General features: G+C 72.7%; 19 protein-coding genes. 9 read left to right on the forward strand and 10 right to left on the reverse strand.

The features are described from left to right. Nucleotides 1–727 precede the first annotated feature (727 nt). Nucleotides 728–1,726, forward strand: coding sequence for a tryptophan--tRNA ligase (trpS, locus tag ACQKM2_RS18545; RefSeq protein ID WP_427710947.1), 999 nt, complete (start codon nt 728–730; stop codon nt 1,724–1,726). Nucleotides 1,727–1,777: 51 nt separating this feature from the next. Here trpS and proC read toward each other — a convergent pair whose 3' ends face one another. From proC to ACQKM2_RS18570, 5 genes are all read right to left on the reverse strand, one after another. After that, on the reverse strand, nt 1,778–2,587 hold the full coding sequence (gene proC, locus ACQKM2_RS18550) for a pyrroline-5-carboxylate reductase (protein WP_125818675.1): 810 nt from the start codon (nt 2,585–2,587) through the stop codon (nt 1,778–1,780). Nucleotides 2,588–2,678: 91 nt separating this feature from the next. Beyond that, nucleotides 2,679–3,416: an ABC transporter permease gene (locus tag ACQKM2_RS18555; protein ID WP_427710949.1), complete on the reverse strand. Its 738-nt coding sequence runs from the start codon at nt 3,414–3,416 to the stop codon at nt 2,679–2,681. Then, on the reverse strand, nt 3,413–4,222 hold the full coding sequence (locus tag ACQKM2_RS18560; RefSeq protein ID WP_427710951.1) for an ABC transporter ATP-binding protein: 810 nt from the start codon (nt 4,220–4,222) through the stop codon (nt 3,413–3,415). Before ACQKM2_RS18560 ends, ACQKM2_RS18555 begins: the two co-directional genes overlap by 4 nt. A 101-nt stretch (nt 4,223–4,323) precedes the next feature. After that, nucleotides 4,324–4,869 carry a hypothetical protein gene (locus ACQKM2_RS18565; RefSeq protein ID WP_427710953.1) on the reverse strand — a complete coding sequence of 182 codons (546 nt, stop codon included), beginning with the start codon at nt 4,867–4,869 and terminating at the stop codon, nt 4,324–4,326. Between the two features lie 81 nt (nt 4,870–4,950). Next, the gene (locus ACQKM2_RS18570; protein ID WP_427710954.1) at nt 4,951–5,256 is read right to left on the reverse strand and encodes a peptidase; all 306 of its coding nucleotides are present in this window, start codon (nt 5,254–5,256) and stop codon (nt 4,951–4,953) included. 107 nt (nt 5,257–5,363) lie between these two features. Between ACQKM2_RS18570 and ACQKM2_RS18575 the strand changes: the two genes are divergently transcribed. Then, nucleotides 5,364–7,496, forward strand: coding sequence for a serine/threonine-protein kinase (locus tag ACQKM2_RS18575; RefSeq protein WP_427710955.1), 2,133 nt, complete (start codon nt 5,364–5,366; stop codon nt 7,494–7,496). A gap of 34 nt (nt 7,497–7,530) precedes the next feature. Here ACQKM2_RS18575 and ilvD read toward each other — a convergent pair whose 3' ends face one another. The 3 genes from ilvD to ACQKM2_RS18590 all read right to left on the reverse strand — a co-directional run bounded on the left by ilvD (nt 7,531) and on the right by ACQKM2_RS18590 (nt 10,986). Continuing rightward, nucleotides 7,531–9,381 carry a dihydroxy-acid dehydratase gene (gene ilvD / locus ACQKM2_RS18580; protein ID WP_427710957.1) on the reverse strand — a complete coding sequence of 617 codons (1,851 nt, stop codon included), beginning with the start codon at nt 9,379–9,381 and terminating at the stop codon, nt 7,531–7,533. Between the two features lie 166 nt (nt 9,382–9,547). Then, complete coding sequence (locus ACQKM2_RS18585; protein ID WP_427710958.1) at nt 9,548–10,165, reverse strand: TetR family transcriptional regulator; 618 nt, start codon at nt 10,163–10,165, stop codon at nt 9,548–9,550. Further along, on the reverse strand, nt 10,162–10,986 hold the full coding sequence (locus ACQKM2_RS18590; RefSeq protein ID WP_427710959.1) for a sugar phosphate isomerase/epimerase family protein: 825 nt from the start codon (nt 10,984–10,986) through the stop codon (nt 10,162–10,164). The genes ACQKM2_RS18585 and ACQKM2_RS18590 overlap by 4 nt, the downstream gene beginning before the upstream one ends. A gap of 274 nt (nt 10,987–11,260) precedes the next feature. Between ACQKM2_RS18590 and ACQKM2_RS18595 the strand changes: the two genes are divergently transcribed. The 4 genes from ACQKM2_RS18595 (at nt 11,261) to ACQKM2_RS18610 (ending at nt 12,661) form a co-directional block, all read left to right on the forward strand. Continuing rightward, nucleotides 11,261–11,464: a hypothetical protein gene (locus ACQKM2_RS18595; RefSeq protein ID WP_427710960.1), complete on the forward strand. Its 204-nt coding sequence runs from the start codon at nt 11,261–11,263 to the stop codon at nt 11,462–11,464. Between the two features lie 4 nt (nt 11,465–11,468). Next, a complete protein-coding gene (locus tag ACQKM2_RS18600; RefSeq protein WP_427710962.1) occupies nt 11,469–11,783 on the forward strand; it encodes a DUF6879 family protein in 315 nt (104 codons plus the stop codon). Continuing rightward, nucleotides 11,780–12,331, forward strand: a complete 552-nt coding sequence (locus tag ACQKM2_RS18605) for a Scr1 family TA system antitoxin-like transcriptional regulator (RefSeq protein WP_427710964.1) — start codon at nt 11,780–11,782, stop codon at nt 12,329–12,331. The genes ACQKM2_RS18600 and ACQKM2_RS18605 overlap by 4 nt, the downstream gene beginning before the upstream one ends. A gap of 87 nt (nt 12,332–12,418) precedes the next feature. Continuing rightward, nucleotides 12,419–12,661, forward strand: a complete 243-nt coding sequence (locus ACQKM2_RS18610; protein WP_427710966.1) for a hypothetical protein — start codon at nt 12,419–12,421, stop codon at nt 12,659–12,661. Between the two features lie 457 nt (nt 12,662–13,118). Here ACQKM2_RS18610 and ACQKM2_RS18615 read toward each other — a convergent pair whose 3' ends face one another. Next, nucleotides 13,119–14,045, reverse strand: a complete 927-nt coding sequence (locus tag ACQKM2_RS18615) for a Ppx/GppA family phosphatase (RefSeq protein ID WP_427710967.1) — start codon at nt 14,043–14,045, stop codon at nt 13,119–13,121. A 61-nt stretch (nt 14,046–14,106) separates the two neighbouring features. Between ACQKM2_RS18615 and ACQKM2_RS18620 the strand changes: the two genes are divergently transcribed. Next, on the forward strand, nt 14,107–14,913 hold the full coding sequence (locus ACQKM2_RS18620) for a hypothetical protein (protein WP_427710969.1): 807 nt from the start codon (nt 14,107–14,109) through the stop codon (nt 14,911–14,913). Nucleotides 14,914–14,930: 17 nt separating this feature from the next. Here the strand turns inward: ACQKM2_RS18620 and ACQKM2_RS18625 are convergent, their stop codons facing one another. After that, complete coding sequence (locus ACQKM2_RS18625) at nt 14,931–16,664, reverse strand: BACON domain-containing protein (protein ID WP_427710970.1); 1,734 nt, start codon at nt 16,662–16,664, stop codon at nt 14,931–14,933. 409 nt (nt 16,665–17,073) lie between these two features. On the opposite strand from ACQKM2_RS18625, the gene radA reads away from it, so the two are divergent. Next, complete coding sequence (radA, locus tag ACQKM2_RS18630; protein ID WP_427710971.1) at nt 17,074–18,489, forward strand: DNA repair protein RadA; 1,416 nt, start codon at nt 17,074–17,076, stop codon at nt 18,487–18,489. Between the two features lie 271 nt (nt 18,490–18,760). After that, nucleotides 18,761–19,885 carry a DNA integrity scanning diadenylate cyclase DisA gene (gene disA, locus ACQKM2_RS18635; RefSeq protein WP_007264801.1) on the forward strand — a complete coding sequence of 375 codons (1,125 nt, stop codon included), beginning with the start codon at nt 18,761–18,763 and terminating at the stop codon, nt 19,883–19,885. Nucleotides 19,886–20,143 lie beyond the last annotated feature (258 nt).

A 20,143-nucleotide genomic window follows, 5' to 3' on the forward strand; every position in this document is an offset into this window, starting at 1 on the left:
TCTGGCGTTGATTTTTGGCACGCTGTTGAGTTCTCAAGGAACGGACGCTTCCTTTGTACTCACCCTCTCGGGCTTTCCTCCGGGCTTTCGTTCTTGCGATTCAGACTCTATCAGAGTCTTTCTCGCTTGCTTTCCAGGTCCTTCGCTTTCGCGTTTTCCCTTTCCGGCGGTTCCGACTCTATCAGATCCTTTCGGGCCTGACCCCCAGTCAGCGGGGTTTGCCTTTCGGGCTGTTGGGCCCTTCCGGCGAGTGAGACAGTAGCGGATTCCTTGCCCCCGAAGCCAATCGGCGGCTGCGTCCTGGAACGCGGATTCCTCATTCGCAAATATGCATGAAAACGAGACGACGAAGTGCATCGTTCGTTCGAATGTCGTATGTGCGGGATGGCTGTCCGGGGACCGACCGGAGTCGGCGCTCACGTCGGACAACTCGAAGAACCTTACGGACCTGGCACACCTGTGTCAACCCTGCGCTGACCGGCGGGCGACTGGCCGGAAAACCTCACGTGCTCCTCACGCCCCCGGGTCTACGCTGGGCCCCATGACTACGCACGTGCTCACGCTCAGCCTTCGCTGGTGGGCCGCCTGACGGCGGCCGACCCCCAACGCGAGCACGCACGCGCTCTCGGCCGCCGCTACGGCGGCCGTTTCTGTTTCTCCCCCTCGGGAGTGGCCCGGTCGCCGGCGCGGTGGCCCCACTCACGCACTCAGAGGGAGAACAGCAGACATGACGAGGATCTTCAGCGGGATCACGCCGTCCGGGCACCTGACGCTGGGCAACTACCTGGGGGCCCTGCGGCAGTGGGTCGCGGCCGAGCACGCGCCGTCCGACGCGCTGTTCTGCGTGGTGGACCTGCACGCGCTCACCACGGAGCACGATCCCGCACGGGTGCGGCGCCTCACCCGGCAGGCCGCGACGCTGTTCCTCGCCGCCGGCCTGGATCCGCGGCGGTGCACCCTCTTCGTGCAGAGCCACGTCGCCGAGCACACCCGGCTGTCCTACTTGCTGGAGTGCACCGCCGCCGACGGGGAGCTGCGGCGGATGATCCAGTACCGGGAGAAGGCGGCGAAGGCGGAGGCCGCCGGGAACGGCGTACGGCTGTCGCTGCTGACGTATCCCGTGCTGATGGCCGCGGACATCCTGGCGTACGCGGCGGAGGAGGTGCCCGTCGGTGAGGACCAGCGGCAGCACGTGGAGCTGACCCGGGACCTGGCGGTGCGGTTCAACCAGCGGTACGGGCAGACGTTCACGGTGCCGAAGGTGACGCTGCCGGCCGTGGGTGCGCGGGTCATGGACCTCCAGGACCCGACGTCGAAGATGGGGAAGTCCAGTGAGAGCGGCGCCGGGATCGTCTACCTCCTCGACGAGCCGGCGGTGATCACCAAGAAGGTGATGCGTGCGGTGACCGACAGCGGGGACGGCGGGGTGGTCTACGACCGGGCCGCGCGGCCGGGGGTGGCGAACCTGCTGGACATCCTGGCGGCCTGTACGGGCGGGGAGCCGGAGAAGCTGGCCGACGGGTACGAGCAGTACGGGCCGCTGAAGCGGGACGTCGCCGAGGCCGTGGTGGAGCTGCTGCGGCCGCTGCGCGAGCGGCACGCCGGGCTGGCGGCCGATCCGGGCGAGGTGGAGCGGGTGCTGCGCGAAGGGGCCGGGCGGGCGCGGGGCATCGCGCGGCCGGTGGTGGACCGGGCGTACGAGGCCATCGGCCTGCTGGCTCCGTGAACGGGTGGAGGAGGGGGAGGGAAAGAAGGATCCCTCCCCCTCCTCACCTCGTCAGCTGTTGCCGGTGGCGAGTTCGCGGCTGCGGTCGCGGGCCGCTTCGAGGGCGGCGATCAGGGCCGCGCGTACGCCGTGCTTCTCCAGCTCGACGATGGCGTTGATCGTCGTACCGGCGGGGGAGGTGACGGCTTCACGGAGCTTGACGGGGTGTTCGCCGCTGTCGCGGAGCATGACGGCGGCGCCGATGGCGGCCTGGACGATGAGGTCGTGGGCCTGGGCGCGGGGCAGGCCGAGGAGGATGCCGGCGTCGGTCATGGCCTCGACGAGGAAGTAGAAGTAGGCGGGGCCGGAGCCGGAGAGGGCGGTGGCCGCGTCCTGCTGGGACTCGGGGACGCGGAGGGTCTTGCCGACGCCGCCGAAGATCTCCTCGGCGTGCTGGAGGTGGGCGGCGGTGGCGTGGCTGCCGGCGGAGATGACGGACATGGCCTCGTCGACGAGGGCCGGGGTGTTCGTCATGACGCGGACGACGGGGGTGCCGGGGGCGAGCCGCTCCTCGAAGAAGGCGGTGGGGATGCCGGCGGCGCCGCTGATGACCAGGCGGTCGGCGGGGACGTGCGGGGCGAGCTCTTCGAGGAGCTTGCCCATGTCCTGCGGCTTGACCGTGAGGATGAGGGTGTCGGCGCGCTTGGCGGCTTCGGCGTTGCTGACGGCCTCGACGCCGTAGCGGGTGCGGAGCTCTTCGGCGCGCTCGGGGCGGCGGGCGGTGACGAGCAGTTTGGCGGCCGGCCAGCCGCCGCGGATCATCCCGCTGAGCAGGGCCTCGCCGATCTTGCCGGTACCGAGGACTGCGACTGTCTGGGTCATGCCCGATTCACCTCGCCGAACGAACCTTCAGGACGTACGCCCTCATCCTTGCACCCGTCCGCCTGGTGGCGAGGGGGTGTCCGCTCCGTGGTCAGGGCGTGCGGCGGCGGAGGGTGGCGGCGCCGAGGGCGAGGACGAGGAGCGCGCAGGCGGCGACGACGACGGCGTCGCGGACGAAGTCGGCGGTCATGTCGGTGTGGGTGAGGACCTGGGTCATGCCGTCGACGGCGTAGGACATGGGCAGGACGTCGGAGAGGCCGTCGAGTACGGGCTGCATGGTGTCGCGGGGTGCGAACAGGCCGCACAGCAGCAGCTGCGGGAAGATCACGGCCGGCATGAACTGGACGGCCTGGAACTCGGAGGCGGCGAAGGCGGAGACGAAGAGGCCGAGGGCGGTGCCGAGGAGGGCGTCGAGGAGGGCGACGAGCAGGAGCAGCCAGGGGGAGCCGATGACGTCGAGGCCGAGGAGCCAGAGGGCGAGGCCGGTGGCGAGGAGGGACTGGACGACGGCGACCGCGCCGAAGGCGAGGGCGTAGCCGGCGATGAGGTCGCCCTTGCCGAGCGGCATGGCGAGGAGGCGTTCGAGGGTGCCGGAGGTGCGTTCGCGGAGGGTGGCGATCGAGGTCACGAGGAACATCGTGATGAGGGGGAAGATCCCGAGGAGGGACGCGCCGATGCTGTCGAAGGTGCGGGGGCTGCCGTCGAAGACGTAGCGCAGCAGGGTGAGCATCAGTACGGGGACCAGCAGCATCAGGGCGATGGAGCGCGGGTCGTGGCGGAGCTGGCGCAGTACGCGGCCGGCGGTGGCGAGGGTGCGGGCGCCGTTCATCGCTGGGTCTCCGTTTCGAGGGTGCCGGCCTTGGCGTTGGCTTCGTCGACGAGGCGGAGGAAGCCTTCCTCGACGGTGGCGGCGGCGGTGCGGGTGCGGAGGGCTTCGGGGGTGTCCTGGGCGAGGATGCGGCCGTCGCGCATGAGGAGCAGGTCGTGGCAGCGCTCGGCCTCGTCCATGACGTGGGAGGAGACGAGGATCGTGGTGCCGCGGCGGGCGGTGAGGTCGTGGAAGAGGTTCCACAGGTCGCGGCGCAGGACGGGGTCGAGGCCGACGGTGGGTTCGTCGAGGACGAGCAGCTCGGGCGTGCCGAGGAGGGCGACGGCGAGGGAGACGCGGCTGCGCTGGCCGCCGGAGAGGTTGCCGGCGAGGGCGGTGGCGCGGGTGGTGAGGTCGACGTCGGTGATGGCCTGCTCGACGGCGGCGCGGCGGCGTTCGGCGGCGGCGCGGCCGGGGTCGAGGACGGCGGCGAAGTAGTCGAGGTTCTGCCGGACGGTGAGGTCGTCGTAGACGGAGGGCGCCTGGGTGACGTAGCCGATGCGGGAGCGGAGTTCGGGGTGGCCGGCGGGGCGGCCGAGGACGTCGAGGGTGCCGGTGACGTGGGCCTGGGTGCCGACGACGGCGCGCATGAGGGTGGATTTGCCGCAGCCGGAGGGGCCGAGGAGGCCGGTGATGCGGCCGCGGGGGACGTCGAAGCCGATGCCGTCGAGGACGGTGCGGGGGTGGCGGCCGGTGCCGCGGCGGACGGTGAGGTCCTGGGCGTGGACGGCGGCGGGAGGGGGTTCCTCCGGCTGGTTATTCATCATGTGATGAATAATGCTCCCGGCTGTGCCGGGCGTCAATGAGCCGGGTGTTCGGGGTTCGGGTGAGCGGGGGCGGGGCGTGGGCTGGGGGTGGGGCTGGGGCGCTACTTCTTGCGCTTGGGCCGGCGCGCGGCCGGGTTGCCCGTACGGGCGCTGCGGCGACGGCTGAATTCGGCCACGGCCCGCTCGTACTCGGTGCGGCGGAGCTTCTCGCCCGGGGCCTCGGACAGGCTGCGCAGGAAGTACGCGGCGAGGGAGCCGATGAACCCGATGGTCTTCAGGCCCTTGAGGGCGGCCTCGTCGGAGGACGGGCGCGGGCGGCGGCCGAAGGACTCCCAGGTCTTGGCGAACGCGATGGCACTGGCGATCGCGAACAGCACGACGACGGAGATGCTGAGGAACGGGCCGACGTCGCCGATCTCCAGGCCCTCGTAGGCGAAGCGCAGCAGGTACGCGCCGATGACGGCGGCGGCGAGCGAGCCGACGGCCACGCCGGCGCGGCGCAGGGCGTAGCCGTTGTCGTGGTCCACCCAGGACGTGCCGAAGAACCGGATCGGCTCGGGCTGCGGGCCGGGGGCCGGCGCGGCGGGGCTCTGGCCCTGGCTCGGGCTCTGGTCCTGGCTCGGGTCTCGCTGCTGGTCGTCGCTCACGGTGCCGATTATCCCCCGGCGGGCAGGACCCGCCGGGGGCGTCTCACCTGGCAGAACGGTGACCTTGCCGTGACGGCAGGGTCAGCCGCAGCGGCCTGCCACGTAGCCGTCCGCGCCGGTGCGTACGTAGGCGTCGGACACAAACTGGCCGTTGCCGATGCAGTCCCACAGATCGGTCGTGCCGTACGGGCCCGAGACCGTGGTGCCGGGGCACTGGCAGCGGATCGTGACGCTGGCGCCCAGTGTCAGCACTCGGACCACGGAGTAGTTGGTGCCGGGGCCGGAGCGGACGTTCACCTGGTAGCCCGGCGCAACCGGGTACGACTGGAAGCCCGAGTCGGCCGCAGCGAGGCTCTGCGCCTGGCTGGAATCATTCTCGATGGACATGCGATTACTCCCCCCATGGGTTGCTGCGCTGCGCAACGCGCGCAGGGTAGCAAGCCCTTGGATGTTCCCACGGGCCATCGACTAGGCTCCGGCGGGGGTGGTGAGCGGTGCAGTCGCGGCGCGCGGACTACGCCGGGTTTCCGGAGTACGCCGGCCAGTACCGGCTCGAATCCGTGCTCGGCTCCGGTGGCATGGGCGTCGTCCACCTGGCCGCCTCCAGTTCGGGGCTGAAACTCGCCGTCAAGGTCGTACACGCCCAGCACGCGGTGGATCCGGAGTTCCGGGCGCGGTTCCGGCAGGAGGTCACGGCCGCGCGGCGGGTGAGCGGGGCCTTCACCGCGCCCGTCGTCGACGCCGACCCGGACGCCGAGCGGCCCTGGATGGCCACCCTCTTCATCGACGCCCCCACCCTGTCCGAGCGGGTACGCGAACGCGTGCTGGACCCCGTCGAGCTGACCCGGCTCGCCGCCGGGCTGGCGGAGGCCCTGCGCGACATCCACCGGGCCGGGGTGGTGCACCGGGACCTGAAGCCGAGCAACGTGCTGATGGCGCCGGACGGGGTGCGGGTCATCGACTTCGGCATCTCGCGCCCGGCGGACAGCGACCTGCGGACCGAGACAGGCAAGCTGATCGGGACCCCGCCGTTCATGGCGCCGGAGCAGTTCCAGCGGCCGCGCGAGGTGGGGACGGCGGCGGACGTGTTCGCGCTGGGCGCGGTGCTGGTGCACGCGGCGACCGGGCGCGGGCCCTTCGACTCCGACAGCCACTACCTGGTGGCGTACCAGGTGGTCCACAGTGAGCCCGACCTGACGGGGCTGCCGGCCCGGCTCGTGCCGATCGTGGCACGCTGCCTGGCGAAGGACCCGGCGGAGCGGCCGACCGCCGAGGCGCTGATCGCGGAGATGCGCGCCGTCGCGTACCCGACCGGCGAGGACACCCAGGCGTTCATCCCCCGGCCGCGCCTGCCGGCCGCCGACGAGGTCGTCACACACCTGAGGGATGCGGTCGCGCCATCCGCCGGGCCCGATCCCCGGACCGGCGCGAAGCCCCGACGGCGGCGCCCGGCGGCACTCGCGGCCGCTCTGGGACTGCTCCTCGCAGTGATGGGCGGGTACGGCGCCTACCGATACCTGGGCTCGGTAGGGGAAACACCGCGCACGGAGACCACGCAACGGACGGAGGCGGCCTTCACCCCTTGGGCCGTCGGAGTGGGCGACCGGGGCCCTGGCAACCGTGCCGCGGCATGTTCCTGGCTGGCCGGCGGCCTGTACTGCTCGGCGCAAGGCTTGGCAGTGACCCGGCTGGACCCGGCCCACGGCTCGACGATGTGGTCCGTACCGGCGGCGGCCCCCGCCGACCACACGGCGGCCGACAGCGCACCCAGGTACGGGGGCGGGCTTCTCATCTCCATCGCCTCCGGCAGCCGACTGCTCCACGCGGTGGATCCCAGTACCGGGGCAGAGCGCTGGCAGCGTCCGCTCCGGGACACCGTTCAAACGGTGGTCACCGGCGAGCGGGTGCTGTTGGCCGGGCCCACCGGGGAAGTCACCGTCCTCGACGCGGCCACTGGCGCCCAGCGCTGGACGAAGAAGATCGGCGGAGTGGGATCTGTCTGGTGGTCCGGCCCGGACGAGGCGGGACGCCCCTCCCTGTACGTGGCCTCACGGAACTCCGACGGCAGGTCGACGCACCTGGCCTCGGTCGCTCCCGAGAACGGAACCGAGCGCTGGCAGCTACGCACGTCGGGCGTGTTGCGCCCGATGGGGGTCGTCGGCGGGGGCGCGTACCTCCTCGACGACGACACGGCCGGCGGGGCCCGCGCAGTCGTCCGGGTCGACCTGGCGAACCGGACCCTGCGCCGGGCGGCGCTGGCGGCGCCGTTGTTCGACGCCGAAGCCGTCCTCGGGCCCGATGGCACCGTCTACGCCTTCGGGACGGGCGGGCGTCTGGTGGCCGTCGGCCTGGACGGGCAGCGGTGGCAGCTGGAGACGGGCATGGCCTCCGCCTCACGGCCGGTGCTCGCGGACGGACGGCTCTACCTGACCGCGCCGGACGGCCGACTGCTGGCCGTCGACGCCGCCACCGGGCGGCTGGCCGGCCAGACCAAGCCGCGCATGGCCTCGCAGGGCACCTTCAGCGCCACCCTCCCCTCCCCCGTCGTCGCCGACGGCCGCGTCTACGCCTCCGCCCCCGACGGCACGGTCTTCGCCCTGGAAACGCGGAACCCCGCCGGGTGGTAGGCCACCTCGGCGGGGTTCACGGGATCCGGGAGGCTCAGCCCAGCTTCGTCACGTCGCGGACCGCGCCCTTGTCGGCGCTGGTGGCCATCGCCGCGTAGGCGCGCAGGGCCGCCGAGACGGTGCGCTCGCGGGTCTTCGGCGCGTACACGCCGCCGAGCTCCGCGTGGCGGGCGGCCAGCTCCTCCTCGGAGACCAGCAGCTCGATCGACCGGTTCGGGATGTCGATGCGGATCCGGTCGCCGTCCCGGACGACGGCGATGTCGCCGCCCGAGGCCGCCTCCGGGGAGGCGTGGCCGATGGACAGGCCCGAGGTGCCGCCGGAGAACCGGCCGTCCGTCACCAGGGCGCAGACCTTGCCGAGGCCGCGGCCCTTGAGGAAGGACGTCGGGTAGAGCATCTCCTGCATGCCGGGGCCGCCGCGCGGGCCCTCGTAGCGGATGACGACGACGTCGCCCGGCTGGACCTCCTTGCGGAGGATCTTGTCGACGGCCTCATCCTGCGACTCGCAGACGACGGCCGGGCCCTCGAAGGTCCAGATCGACTCGTCGACGCCCGCCGTCTTCACCACGCAGCCGTCGACCGCGAGGTTGCCGCGCAGCACGGCCAGGCCGCCGTCCTTGGAGTACGCGTGCTCCACGGAGCGGATGCAGCCGCCCGCCGCGTCCAGGTCGAGGGTCTCCCAGCGCTCGGACTGGGAGAAGGCGGTCGCGGAGCGCTTGCAGCCGGGGGCCGCGTGCCACAGCTCCATGGCCTCCTCGGACGCCGTGCCGGAGCGGGCGTCCCACTTCGCGAGCCAGTCGTCCAGGCCCTCGGAGTGGACGGTGCTGACGTCCTTGTTGAGGAGCCCGCCGCGGTGCAGCTCACCGAGGATGGCGGGGATGCCGCCGGCGCGGTGCACGTCCTCCATGTAGTACGTGCCGCCCGGGGCGACGTTCGGGGCGACCTTGGCCAGGCAGGGCACGCGGCGCGAGACGGCGTCGATGTCCTTGAGGTCGTAGTCCAGGCCCGCCTCCTGCGCGGCGGCCAGCAGGTGCAGGATCGTGTTGGTCGAGCCGCCCATGGCGATGTCCAGGGCCATGGCGTTCTCGAAGGCCTCGCGGGAGGCGATGTTGCGCGGCAGGACGGACTCGTCGCCGCCCTCGTAGTAGCGCTTGGTGATCTCCACGACCGTGCGGCCGGCGTCCTCGTACAGGGCGCGGCGGGCGGTGTGCGTGGCGAGGACCGAGCCGTTGCCGGGGAGGGCGAGACCGATGGCCTCGGCGAGGCAGTTCATCGAGTTGGCGGTGAACATGCCCGAACACGAACCGCAGGTCGGACAGGCGTTCTCCTCGATGCGCAGGACGTCCTCGTCCGAGATGTTCTCGTTGGAGGCGTCGACCATGGCGTCGATCAGGTCCAGCTTGCGGACGGTGCCGTCCACCAGGGTCGCCTGGCCGGCCTCCATCGGGCCGCCGGAGACGAAGACCACCGGGATGTTCAGGCGCAGCGCGGCCATCAGCATGCCGGGGGTGATCTTGTCGCAGTTGGAGATGCAGATCAGGGCGTCGGCGCAGTGCGCCTCGACCATGTACTCCACGCTGTCCGCGATCAGGTCGCGCGAGGGCAGGGAGTACAGCATTCCGGCGTGGCCCATGGCGATGCCGTCGTCGACCGCGATGGTGTTGAACTCGCGGGGGATCGCGCCGGCGGCGCGGATGGCGTCGGAGACGATGCGGCCGACCGGCGCCAGGTGGGTGTGGCCGGGGACGAACTCGGTGAAGGAGTTGGCGACCGCGATGATCGGCTTGCCGATGTCCTCGCTCGCTACGCCCGAAGCGCGCATCAGCGCACGAGCGCCTGCCATGTTGCGGCCGTGGGTGACGGTGCGGGACCTCAGCTCGGGCATGCGGTTTCACTCCCCATGAGTACGGCTGTACGGTCAGCCGCGACTGTGGATATGGCTCGGTTACGAGGCTACGCCCACCGCCCGCGATCCGGACAGCTCGTCCGGATGGCGGGACGGGAGGGTCATTCCTCGGTCACTCCCCCGGCCCTCCCCCGGCCCTCCCCCGTCACTCCTCGGTGAGGTAGCGCTGCAGCGTGGGAGCCACCAGGGCGACGATGCTCTCCTGATCGGCGGACGCGAGCGGCTCGACCTGCACCACGTACCGCAGGATCGCGATGCCGACCATGTGCGAGGCGGCCAGCTCCGCCCGGAACGTCGGATCCGGGACGTCCAGGTCCGCGGCGATCCGCTCCAGCAGCCGGCGCAGCACCAGCGTGCGCAGCACCTTCGCGGCGGCCTCGTGCGTCAGCGCGGACCGGATCACGGCGAGCAGCGGCGCACGCGTCACCGGGTTCTCCCACACCCCGAGGAAGTAGCGGACCAGCCGCTCCCCGATCCCGTCCGGGCCCTCCCCGAGGATGGCCGGAACCACCAGGGCGGGCTCCATGCTCACCTCGACGGCGGCGGCGAACAGGTCGTCCTTGCTGCCGAAGTAGTGGTGCACGAGCGCCGGATCCACCCCGGCCACCTTCGCGATGCCGCGCACGGACGTCTTGTCGTAACCGCGCTCCGCGAACACCTCGCGGGCCGCCAGCCGGATCCGTTCCTGGGTACCGGGGCCGTCGTCGGCCTCGTCCTGCCGCGGCCGGCCGGGACCCCGCCGCCGCTTCACGGGCTCGCTCACCGGCGCCCGGCCGACCTGGCGAGGTGCGCCCGCGTGAAGGCCAGCGCCTCGGCGAGGTCGGCCTCCCGCTCGGCGGATGACATGGCGCGCCGCGTGTTGACCTCGATCACCACGTGCCCGTCGAAGGAACTCCGGGCCAGCCCCTCCAGCAGCTCGGCACAGGGCTGCGTACCGCGTCCGGGGACGAGGTGCTCGTCCTTCGCCGACCCGTTGCCGTCGGCGAGGTGGACGTGCGCCAGCCGGTCGCCCATCCGGTCGATCATCGCGCTGGCGTCGGTCCGGGCGGTGGCGGTGTGGGACAGGTCGACGGTGAAGTGCCGGTAGTCGTCCTTCGTCACGTCCCACTCGGGCGCGTACGCGAGCATCTCGCGTTCCCGGTAGCGCCACGGGTACATGTTCTCGACGGCGAACCGCACATCCGTCTCGTCCGCCATCCGCCAGATCCCGGACACGAAGTCCCGGGCGTACTGCCGCTGCCAGCGGAACGGCGGATGCACGACGACGGTCGACGCCCCCAGCCGCTCGGCCGCGGCCTGCGCCCGCTGGAGCTTGATCCACGGATCGGTGGACCACACCCGCTGGGTGATGAGCAGACAGGGCGCGTGCACGGCCAGGATCGGCACCTGATGGTGGTCCGACAGGCGGCGCAGCGCGTCGACGTCCTGGCTCACCGGGTCCGTCCAGACCATGACCTCCACCCCGTCGTAGCCGAGACGGGCGGCGATCTCGAAGGCGGTCGCCGTGGACTCCGGGTACACGGAGGCGGTGGACAGGGCGACCTTCGGGGTCCGGCTGTTCGGGATACGGAGCGGATCTGCCACGGTGACAGGTTACGGGGCCCCTCCCCGGCGAACCGTAAGCGGCAGCACTTTCGTCATACTTTTCGAATGAAAACCGGGCCACTGCCCGAGGCCCGCCCCCACCCGGCTCCCGCGTCCTGACCGACTCGGGCCCGGTCCCCTTGGAAGCCGAGCGGCTCCGGTTGCACGCAATCAGCCAAGGCCGACGTGATCCGGCGATCCGGAGCAATCTGGAGCCACGCCGCACCGGCTCCAGCCATCCTGGATCCCCGACCAGCACGGACGGAGCTCCACCATGACCCTGCGGTTCATCGGCACGACCTCCGACGACGGCGAATGCCCCACCCTCTACGAAATCGTGGAGACCGGCGACATCGTGGTCCAGGGCGACCGCCTCACCGACCCGGCAGCCCTGGCCCAATTGCGTGACGTGAAGGAGTCCGAGACCTTCGTCGTCATCCCGCGCGAACTCCTGACCCGCTTCGCCCCGAAGGAATGACCCCGTGGCCGACCTGATGCCCTTCTCGGAATCCGTCCACCTCCTGGCGAGCGGCCTGGGCAATGTCGAGGCAGGTGAGGACATCCGCAACATCACTCGCACTGATGCTGTCCGACACGGTCTTCCCGACTTCGACTTCTGGCTCTTCGACTCCCGCACCATGGTCAAATTCACGTTCGACACGGATGGACACACCCTCGGCGTGTACGTGATCGAGGACCCGATGGAAGTACTGGCGGCATGCCAAGCCCGCGACGTCGCCTGGCACTTCGCCATCCCTACAGCCGAGTTCATGGCCCAGGTACCGTCTGCTGTGTGAGCAGCACCGACTACCAGCACGCGAGGGAGGCCCTCGGTGCCCGGCTCCGCGAGCTGCGTATCGAGGCCGGCCTCAACGGCAAGACACTCGCAGCGCGCTCCACCTCCACGTGGCGCGGCTACGAGACGGGCGTCATCCCCGGCCTGTTCCAAACCCCCGACTACGCCCGTCACGTGTTCCTCAACGGCTCGAACAGGCATCGCTCACCGAAGGACACGGAGGAAGCCGCCCTGCGCGTCCTGCTCTGCCCCTCCGAGACCATGGCCGGCCAACTCGACCGGCTGTCGGGACTCATCGGTCGCGACACCGTCGAGCTGGGCATCATTCCGCTCGGCGCTCCCATGGCGACGACGCCAAAGCACGGGTTCTGGATCTACGACGAGCGACGAGTCACCGTCGAGACGATCAGTGTCGAACTCCGCCTCGATTCCGCCGGGGACGTCGGCCTCTACCAGCGGGTGTGGGACAAACTCAGTGAAGCCGCCGCGTACGGCCCGCACGCGCACCGACTGATCGCCCGCGCTCGGGCGGCCTTGCCCTCTTCATAAGCAACCAGCCACAAGACGTCCTGCTGGTCGCGCAATCGCGCGCAATCGCCGAGCAGATAGGTGCCCTCGCCTCCTAGCGTGCTGGTCATGCCGACACGTCCAAGCGCGGTAAACCCCTTCAGCAGCAGCCAACTGGAGGCGCTCCACCAAGCGGCCCTCATCCTCTCGACGCAAGGGCTGCAGCTCGCCCCTCCCGTCATCCACCCGGACGGCACCCGCACCACCGACTGTCCCGGTTGCGGCCTGCCCTCCCCCGTCACCTTCAAGTACGGCGGCCCCATGGCCGACTGCCGGCTGTGCGGATACGGCTGGGCCGTCGAGTGCCCGTGACGACACCCCCGACGTAACCGGCCGGCCGATGGACCGGCCCACCTCCCCGATGCCCGCACTGCGGAGCCGAACCGCTGCCGGACCCCCGCAGGACGAACCGTGGACGCGCCCTCCTCCGCCGGACAACGAATGAACCGCGAGATCTGCCGCGAAGCCCTGGGCGGCATCAGCGTCGGCGAGAACGACCAGCACGCCTGGCTGGACGACCCGAGCAACCCCCGGGGGCCCAGGCGGCCGTCAGACGCCAAGCCGAGAGGAGCGCGTAGCGATCTGTCGCGCACCCGGTCCGGGATCGGGACTTCTGAGGGCCCGGACGCCCAGCCGGCCGGCGCCCGACCCCTCGCCTCGTCGCTGATGGGGCCGCTCCTGCCTCCCCTCCCCCTGTGACCGTTCCTTTTGGGGGGTTCCCGCTCCCAGCCCCGCCCCCGCCTCCGCCGACAAGGGCCCGGTGCCGTCCCTACGGCAGGTGGTCCAGGCGGCGGAGGATTACGCCCTCGCGGAGGGCCCAGGGGCAGATCTCCAGTTCGTCCACGCCGAAGAGGTCCATCGTCGCCTCCGCGACCAGCGCGCCCGCCAGGAGCTGGGCCGCGCGGCCTTCCGAGACGCCGGGGAGGGCGGCGCGTTCCGTGGTGGTCATCGCCGTCAGGCGGGGCACCCACTCCTCCAGGGACTTCCGCGTCAGCTCGCGCTGCACGTACAGGCCGTCGGCCTCGCGGGCCGCGCCCGCGATGCGGGCCAGCTGCTTGAAGGTCTTCGACGTCGCCACCACGTGGTCCGGCGCCCCGAAGCGGCTGAACTCGCCGACGGTCCGGGCGATCTGCGCCCGGACGTGCCGCCGCAGTGCCCGTACGTCCGCCGGGTCGGCAGGGTCGCCCGGGAGCCAGGCCGAGGTGAGGCGGCCCGCGCCCAGCGGCAGGGACACGGCCGCGTCGGGGTCCTCGTCGATGCCGAACGCGATCTCCAGGGAGCCGCCGCCGATGTCGAGGACCAGCAGCTTCCCGGCCGACCAGCCGAACCACCGCCGGACCGCGAGGAAGGTCAGCCGGGCCTCGTCCTCGCCGCTGAGCACCGGCAGGTCGATGCCGGTCTCCTCCTTGACCCGGGCGAGGACCTCGTCGGCGTTCGGGGCCTCGCGCACCGCGCTCGTCGCGAACGGCAGCACGTCCTCGCAGCCCTTGTCCTCGGCCGCCTGCACCGCGCCGGCGATCGCCGAGACGAGGCGCTCCACGCCCTCCGGGCTGACGGCGCCGCGCTCGTCGAGCAGCTCGGCGAGGCGCAGCTGCACCTTGTGCGAGTGCGCGGGCTGCGGGCGCGCGCCGGGGTGCGCGTCCACCACCAGCAGATGGATCGTGTTCGAACCCACGTCAAGGACACCGAGTCTCATACGGGAAACGCTACTGGGCCGAACGCGGAGCGGTGGAGGAAGGGGCGCTTAGGCTGGGCTTGTGCCAAATACGAAGAAGGCCAGCAAGAGCAAGACCGAGACCACGAAGAAGAACAGCAAGGTGTCGGACGAGAAGGGGCTCGACTTCCCCCGGGCCTGGGTGGAGTTCCCCGATCCCGCCGACGACGAGCAGGTCTTCCGCTGCGACCTGACCTGGCTGACCTCCCGCTGGACGTGCATCTTCGGCAGCGGCTGCCAGGGCATCCAGGCGGGCCGGGCGTCCGACGGTTGCTGCACCCTCGGCGCGCACTTCTCCGACGAGGACGACGAGAAGCGGGTCGCCGAGCACGTCGCCCGGCTCACGCCCGAGCTGTGGCAGTTCCACGACGTCGGCAGCGAGTCGGGCTGGACCCAGCTGGACGACGACGGGGACAAGCAGACCCGCCGCTGGGACGGCGCCTGCATCTTCCTGAACCGGCCCGGTTTCCCCGCCGGCGCGGGCTGTTCCCTGCACATCCTGGCCCTGCGCAGCGGGCAGGAGCCGCTGGAGACGAAGCCGGACGTGTGCTGGCAGCTGCCGATCCGGCGGACGTACGACTGGATCGACCGGCCGGACGACACCCGGGTGCTCCAGGTGTCGATCGGCGAGTACGACCGGCGCGGCTGGGGCCCGGGCGGCCATGACCTGCACTGGTGGTGCACGTCGGCGACGTCCGCGCACGGTGCCGGCGACCCGGTGTACGTGTCGTACCGGGCGGAGCTGACGGAGCTGATGGGCAAGGAGGCCTACGCGGAGCTGGTGAAGCTGTGCGAGGCGCGGCTGGCGTCGCTGCTGCCGATGGCCCCGCACCCGGCCGACCCGCAGTAGGGCGGGGCCGGGGCGCCTCAGCCGGCCGGAGTCCCCGCCCCCGGGTCGGGGGAAACCGTTCCTCCTGAAGACGGCGCCGGGGTCGCCGGGTCCGTCGGGGTCGGCGTGGGCGTCGGGGTCGGCGTGGGGTCCGGGGCCGTCGGCGTGGGCGTCGGGGTCGGTGTCGGGTCCGGGGCCGGGGGCGTCGGCGTGGGGTCCGGGGCGGGCGGGGTCGGCTCGGTGGTGGGGGCCGGGCGGCCGCGGCCCTGGAGGGAGATCACCGCGCCGCCGGGGTCGACGCCGACCCGGGCCGTCCAGGCGCCGACGGGCTGGGCCGCGGTGTCGACGGTGATCCGCAGGGTGACCGATTCTCCGGGTGCGAGGGTGCCCGCCGTCTGGCTCGCCCGCAGCCAGGGCGCGTCCGACCAGAGCCGCCAGTCGACCGGGCTGCCGCCGGAGGCGGTGAGGGTGAGCAGGGTGGTGGCCCCGCGGGTGGCGGCGGCGACGGTGAGGCGGCCGGGTGCGCCCGGGCCGTCGGCCTCGGGGGTGGCCGGGGCGCCGGCGCTGATGACCTCGACGGAGACGTCGGGGGCTTCGCTGCCGGGGGCGAAGCCGGGTTCTCCGGTGGTGTGGGCGGTGTTGCCGGTGTTCTCGTACCCGGTGAGGGGGCGGCCGGCGACGTACGGGGGCGGGATCTGAGACTCGCTGGCGGAGATGCGGGTGCCGTCGCCGCCGACGGGTTCGCCGGTGGCGGGTGCGCCCCGGTACGCGGCCCACAGCGCGAGTACGGGCGCCGCCACGACGGTGGCCACGACGGTGGTGGTCACGGCGCGGGCCCGGAACCGGTCGCGGCGGGCGGCGCGGTCCTTGGGGTCCATGGGGAAGCCGGTGCGGTCGAAGCGCGGGCCGGGGCGGCCGCCGCGGCGGCGGCCGGAGCGCAGCATGGCGGCGTGGACGGCGGTGCGGGGGGCGGGGACGAGGGGGAGGGCGGCGTTGATGCCGCCGGAGCCGGGCCAGGGCGCGCCGGCGCCGACGCGTTCGGCGACGCGGCGGCAGCGCGGGCAGTCGTCGACGTGGCGGACGAGCTCGGCGCGCAGGGTGGCGGACAGCAGGACCTGGCCGGGTCCGGGGCCGTCGTCGTCGCCGGTGATGCGGGAGACGGCCGGGCAGTTGGCGGTCTCGACGACGGCGAGGGCGGCGCGGGTGCGTTCGACTTCGCAGGCGGCGCCGGAGAGCAGGTCCCGGGCGGTGGTGGGGGCGGTGCCGAGGACGGCGGCGAGTTCGGTGACGCCGAGCCGGTGGCGGACGGCGAGTTCGAGGGCTTCGCGCTGTTCGGGGGTGGTGCCGGCGGCTTCGGGCCAGGCGAGCCGGGCGAGCTCGGTGCGGTGGTAGGCGCTGACGTCGAGAGGGCGGTGCGCCCGGGGCGCATGCTCGGGGTCGGTGTGCTCCGGCGTGCGCCGGGCTGCGGAATGCGCCCCTTGGCGTACGCGCCTGCGCTCGGCCAGCCGGCGCAGGCAGGCCCAGCGGGCGAGGGCGTAGAGCCAGGCCCGCCGGTCGCTCTCGTCGGGACATCGGCCGGGGTGCCGCTCGGCCACGGCGAGGACGTCGCCGAGCACGTCGGCGGCGGCGTCGTGGTCGCACAGGACCGACAGGCAGTACGTGAAGAGCCCGTCCAGGTAGGGCTCGTGCCGGAAGGGCGGGGGATCGGGGAGCTCCAGCCGGAGGGTGTCACCGGCGTCGGCCGCAGCAGCCGTACCGCCCGCACCGCTCACACCAGCCGCACCGCTCGCACCACCTGCACCACTCGCCCCGGGTGCCCCTACCGCATCGGACGCGCCACCGGCAACAGGCGCACCCTGCGCACCACCCGTGTCGCCGCGCGTGCCACCACCCGCGCCACCCGCCGGACCCGTCCATTCCGCTCGGGGTGTGCGCCTGTGCGCCGGGTGTGCGCCGGTGCGCGATACGGGGTCTCCCTGGTCGCTGCTGTTCACTCGGCGAACCGTAGGCGGCGCGCCGGTGACCCTCCGGAAGCCTTCCGGGCTTTTAGCCCTTAAGGGTGAACAGATCGCCACTCCGCTGACAGCGGCCCTGACGGCGGACCGCGCCGGCCGCCCGGCCGCGATGCCCGCCTGCCGGACCGGTCGGGCGTTGTCGGTGGCGGCGGCTACCGTGGGCGGCATGGCTGCCCGTACATCTCGCTCATCCGCCAAGGACCGGCCGTCCTACCGCTGCTCCGAGTGCGGCTGGGCCACCGTGAAATGGCTCGGCCGGTGCCCCGAGTGCCAGGCGTGGGGGACCGTCGAGGAGATGGGCGCGCCCGCCGTACGGACCACCGCGGCCGGCCGCGTCTCGGCCGCCGCGCTGCCGATCGCCCAGGTCGACGGCAGGACCGCGACCGCCCGCAGCACCGGCGTGGACGAGCTGGACCGCGTGCTCGGCGGCGGCCTCGTCCCCGGCGCCGTGGTCCTGCTGGCCGGCGAGCCGGGCGTCGGCAAGTCGACGCTGCTGCTGGACGTCGCCGCCAAGGCGGCCACCGGCGACCACCGCACGCTCTACGTCACCGGCGAGGAGTCGGCGAGCCAGGTGCGGCTGCGGGCCGACCGCATCAACGCCCTGAACGACCACCTGTACCTCGCCGCCGAGACCGACCTGTCCGCCGTACTGGGCCACCTCGACGCGGTGAAGCCCTCGCTGCTGGTCCTGGACTCCGTACAGACCATCGCCTCCCCCGAGATCGACGGCGCGCCCGGCGGCATGGCCCAGGTCCGCGAGGTCGCCGGCGCGCTGATCCGCGCCTCGAAGGAGCGGGGCATGGCCACCCTGCTCGTCGGCCACGTCACCAAGGACGGCGCCATCGCCGGCCCCCGCCTGCTGGAGCACCTCGTGGACGTGGTGCTCAGCTTCGAGGGCGACCGGCACGCGCGGCTGCGCCTGGTGCGCGGTGTGAAGAACCGCTACGGCGCCACGGACGAGGTCGGCTGCTTCGAGCTGCACGACGAGGGCATCACCGGGCTCGCCGACCCCAGCGGACTGTTCCTGACCCGGCGCGCCGAGGCGGTGCCGGGCACCTGCCTGACCGTGACGCTGGAGGGCAAGCGCCCGCTGGTCGCCGAGGTGCAGGCGCTCACCGTCGACTCGCAGATCCCCTCCCCGCGCCGCACCACCTCGGGCCTGGAGACCTCGCGGGTCTCGATGATGCTGGCGGTGCTGGAGCAGCGCGGGCGGATCACCGCGCTGGGCAAGCGGGACATCTACAGCGCGACCGTGGGCGGCGTGAAGCTGACGGAGCCGGCCGCCGACCTGGCGATCGCGCTGGCGCTGGCCTCGGCGGCGAGCGACGTGCCGCTGCCGAAGAACCTGGTCGCCATCGGGGAGGTCGGCCTGGCCGGCGAGGTGCGGCGGGTGACCGGCGTGCAGCGGCGCCTGGCCGAGGCGCACCGGCTCGGCTTCACGCACGCGCTGGTCCCGGCGGATCCGGGGAAGGTGCCGCCGGGCATGAAGGTGACCGAGGTGGCGGACATGGGGGACGCGCTGCGGGTCCTGCCGCGCGGGCGGTCGCGTACGCCGGCCAGGGAGCGGGCGGCGGCCGAGTAGCCCGTCCCCGGCGGCGCGGGCCGGACCCGCGGCCGGAATCCCTCCCTCCGCAGACGGGCCCAAACGCCAGGTCAGCGGGCTGACGTCAGCCGGACGCGGCCGGAGCCGCCGCCCGGCGGGGGTCCCCCGACGGGCGGGCCGCAGGGCCCGTACGGGCCCTCGTGGCGGCGGTACGGGCCAAGCCCCGGCGGGCGCGCAGCGTGCGCCGGTAGACTTTGTGCTGGTCCGCCCGGCCGTACGCGGCGGCGCAACCCGCGACCGGAGGAGTGCAGTGGCAGCCAAGGACGGGGCAGCAGCACCCGGGAAGTCCGGCGCGAGCTCCAAGCACGAGGCGTTGATGCGCGCCTCGCTGAGCGCGGTCGCGCCTGGTCAGCCCCTGCGCGACGGGCTGGAGCGGATCGTCCGCGGCAACACGGGCGGCCTGATCGTCCTCGGCATGGACAAGGCCGTCGAGGCGATGTGCACCGGCGGCTTCGTGCTGGACGTGGAGTTCACCGCGACCCGGCTGCGCGAGCTGTGCAAGCTCGACGGGGCGCTCATCCTCGACAAGGACATCACCAAGATCCTGCGGGCCGGCGTGCAGCTGGTGCCCGACGCGTCGATCCCCACGGAGGAGACGGGCACCCGTCACCGCACGGCGGACCGCGTCTCCAAGCAGTGCGGCTTCCCGGTGGTGTCGGTGTCGCAGTCGATGCGGCTGATCGCCCTGTACGTGGACGGCGAGCGGCGCGTCCTGGAGGAGTCCGGGGCGATCCTGTCGCGCGCGAACCAGGCGCTGGCCACGCTGGAGCGGTACAAGCTCCGCCTGGACGAGGTCGCGGGCACGCTGTCGGCGCTGGAGATCGAGGACCTGGTCACGGTCCGCGACGTCACCGCCGTCGCGCAGCGGCTGGAAATGGTTCGCCGGATCGCGACGGAAATCGCCGAGTACGTGGTCGAACTGGGCACGGACGGGCGACTGCTCTCGCTCCAGCTGGACGAGCTGACGGTCGGCATCGAGCAGGAGCGGGAGCTGGTGATCCGGGACTACGTTCCGGAACCGACGGCGAAGCGTTCCCGCACGGTGGAGGAGGCGCTGCCGGCGCTGGACGCGCTGACGCATCCGGAACTGCTGGAGCTGGCGATCGTCGCGAAGGCGCTGGGGTACACGGGCTCGCCGGAAACCCTGGACTCGGCGGTGTCGCCGCGCGGGTACCGGCTGCTGGCGAAGGTGCCGAGGCTGCCGGGGGCGATCATCGAGCGGCTGGTGGAGCACTTCGGCGGCCTGCAGAAGCTGCTGGCGGCGTCGGTGGACGACCTCCAGACGGTGGACGGCGTGGGCGAGGCCCGTGCGCGCAGCGTCCGCGAGGGGCTGTCCCGCCTGGCGGAGTCCTCGATCCTCGAACGCTACGTGTAACCCGTAGCCGGGCCCGCTTGCGCGCCGCCGCGCCGCGCCGGGCGGGGCCGGTGGGTCCGGTGCGGGTGCGCTGCCGCTGCGCGGGGCGAGGTCCCCTACCCGCCCTTCGCCCGTTCCCCGGGGGCTCCGCCCCCGGACCCCCGCGCCTCAAACGCCGGCGAGGCTGATCTCAGCCTCGCCGGCGTTTGAGGCGCGGGGTCTGGGGGCGGAGCCCCCAGGAGGGGTCCGGGCGCAGCCCGGGGAACGGGCGAAGGGCGG

The organism is Streptomyces sp. NPDC004126, assembly GCF_050275515.1.
Lineage (GTDB): Bacteria > Actinomycetota > Actinomycetes > Streptomycetales > Streptomycetaceae > Streptomyces.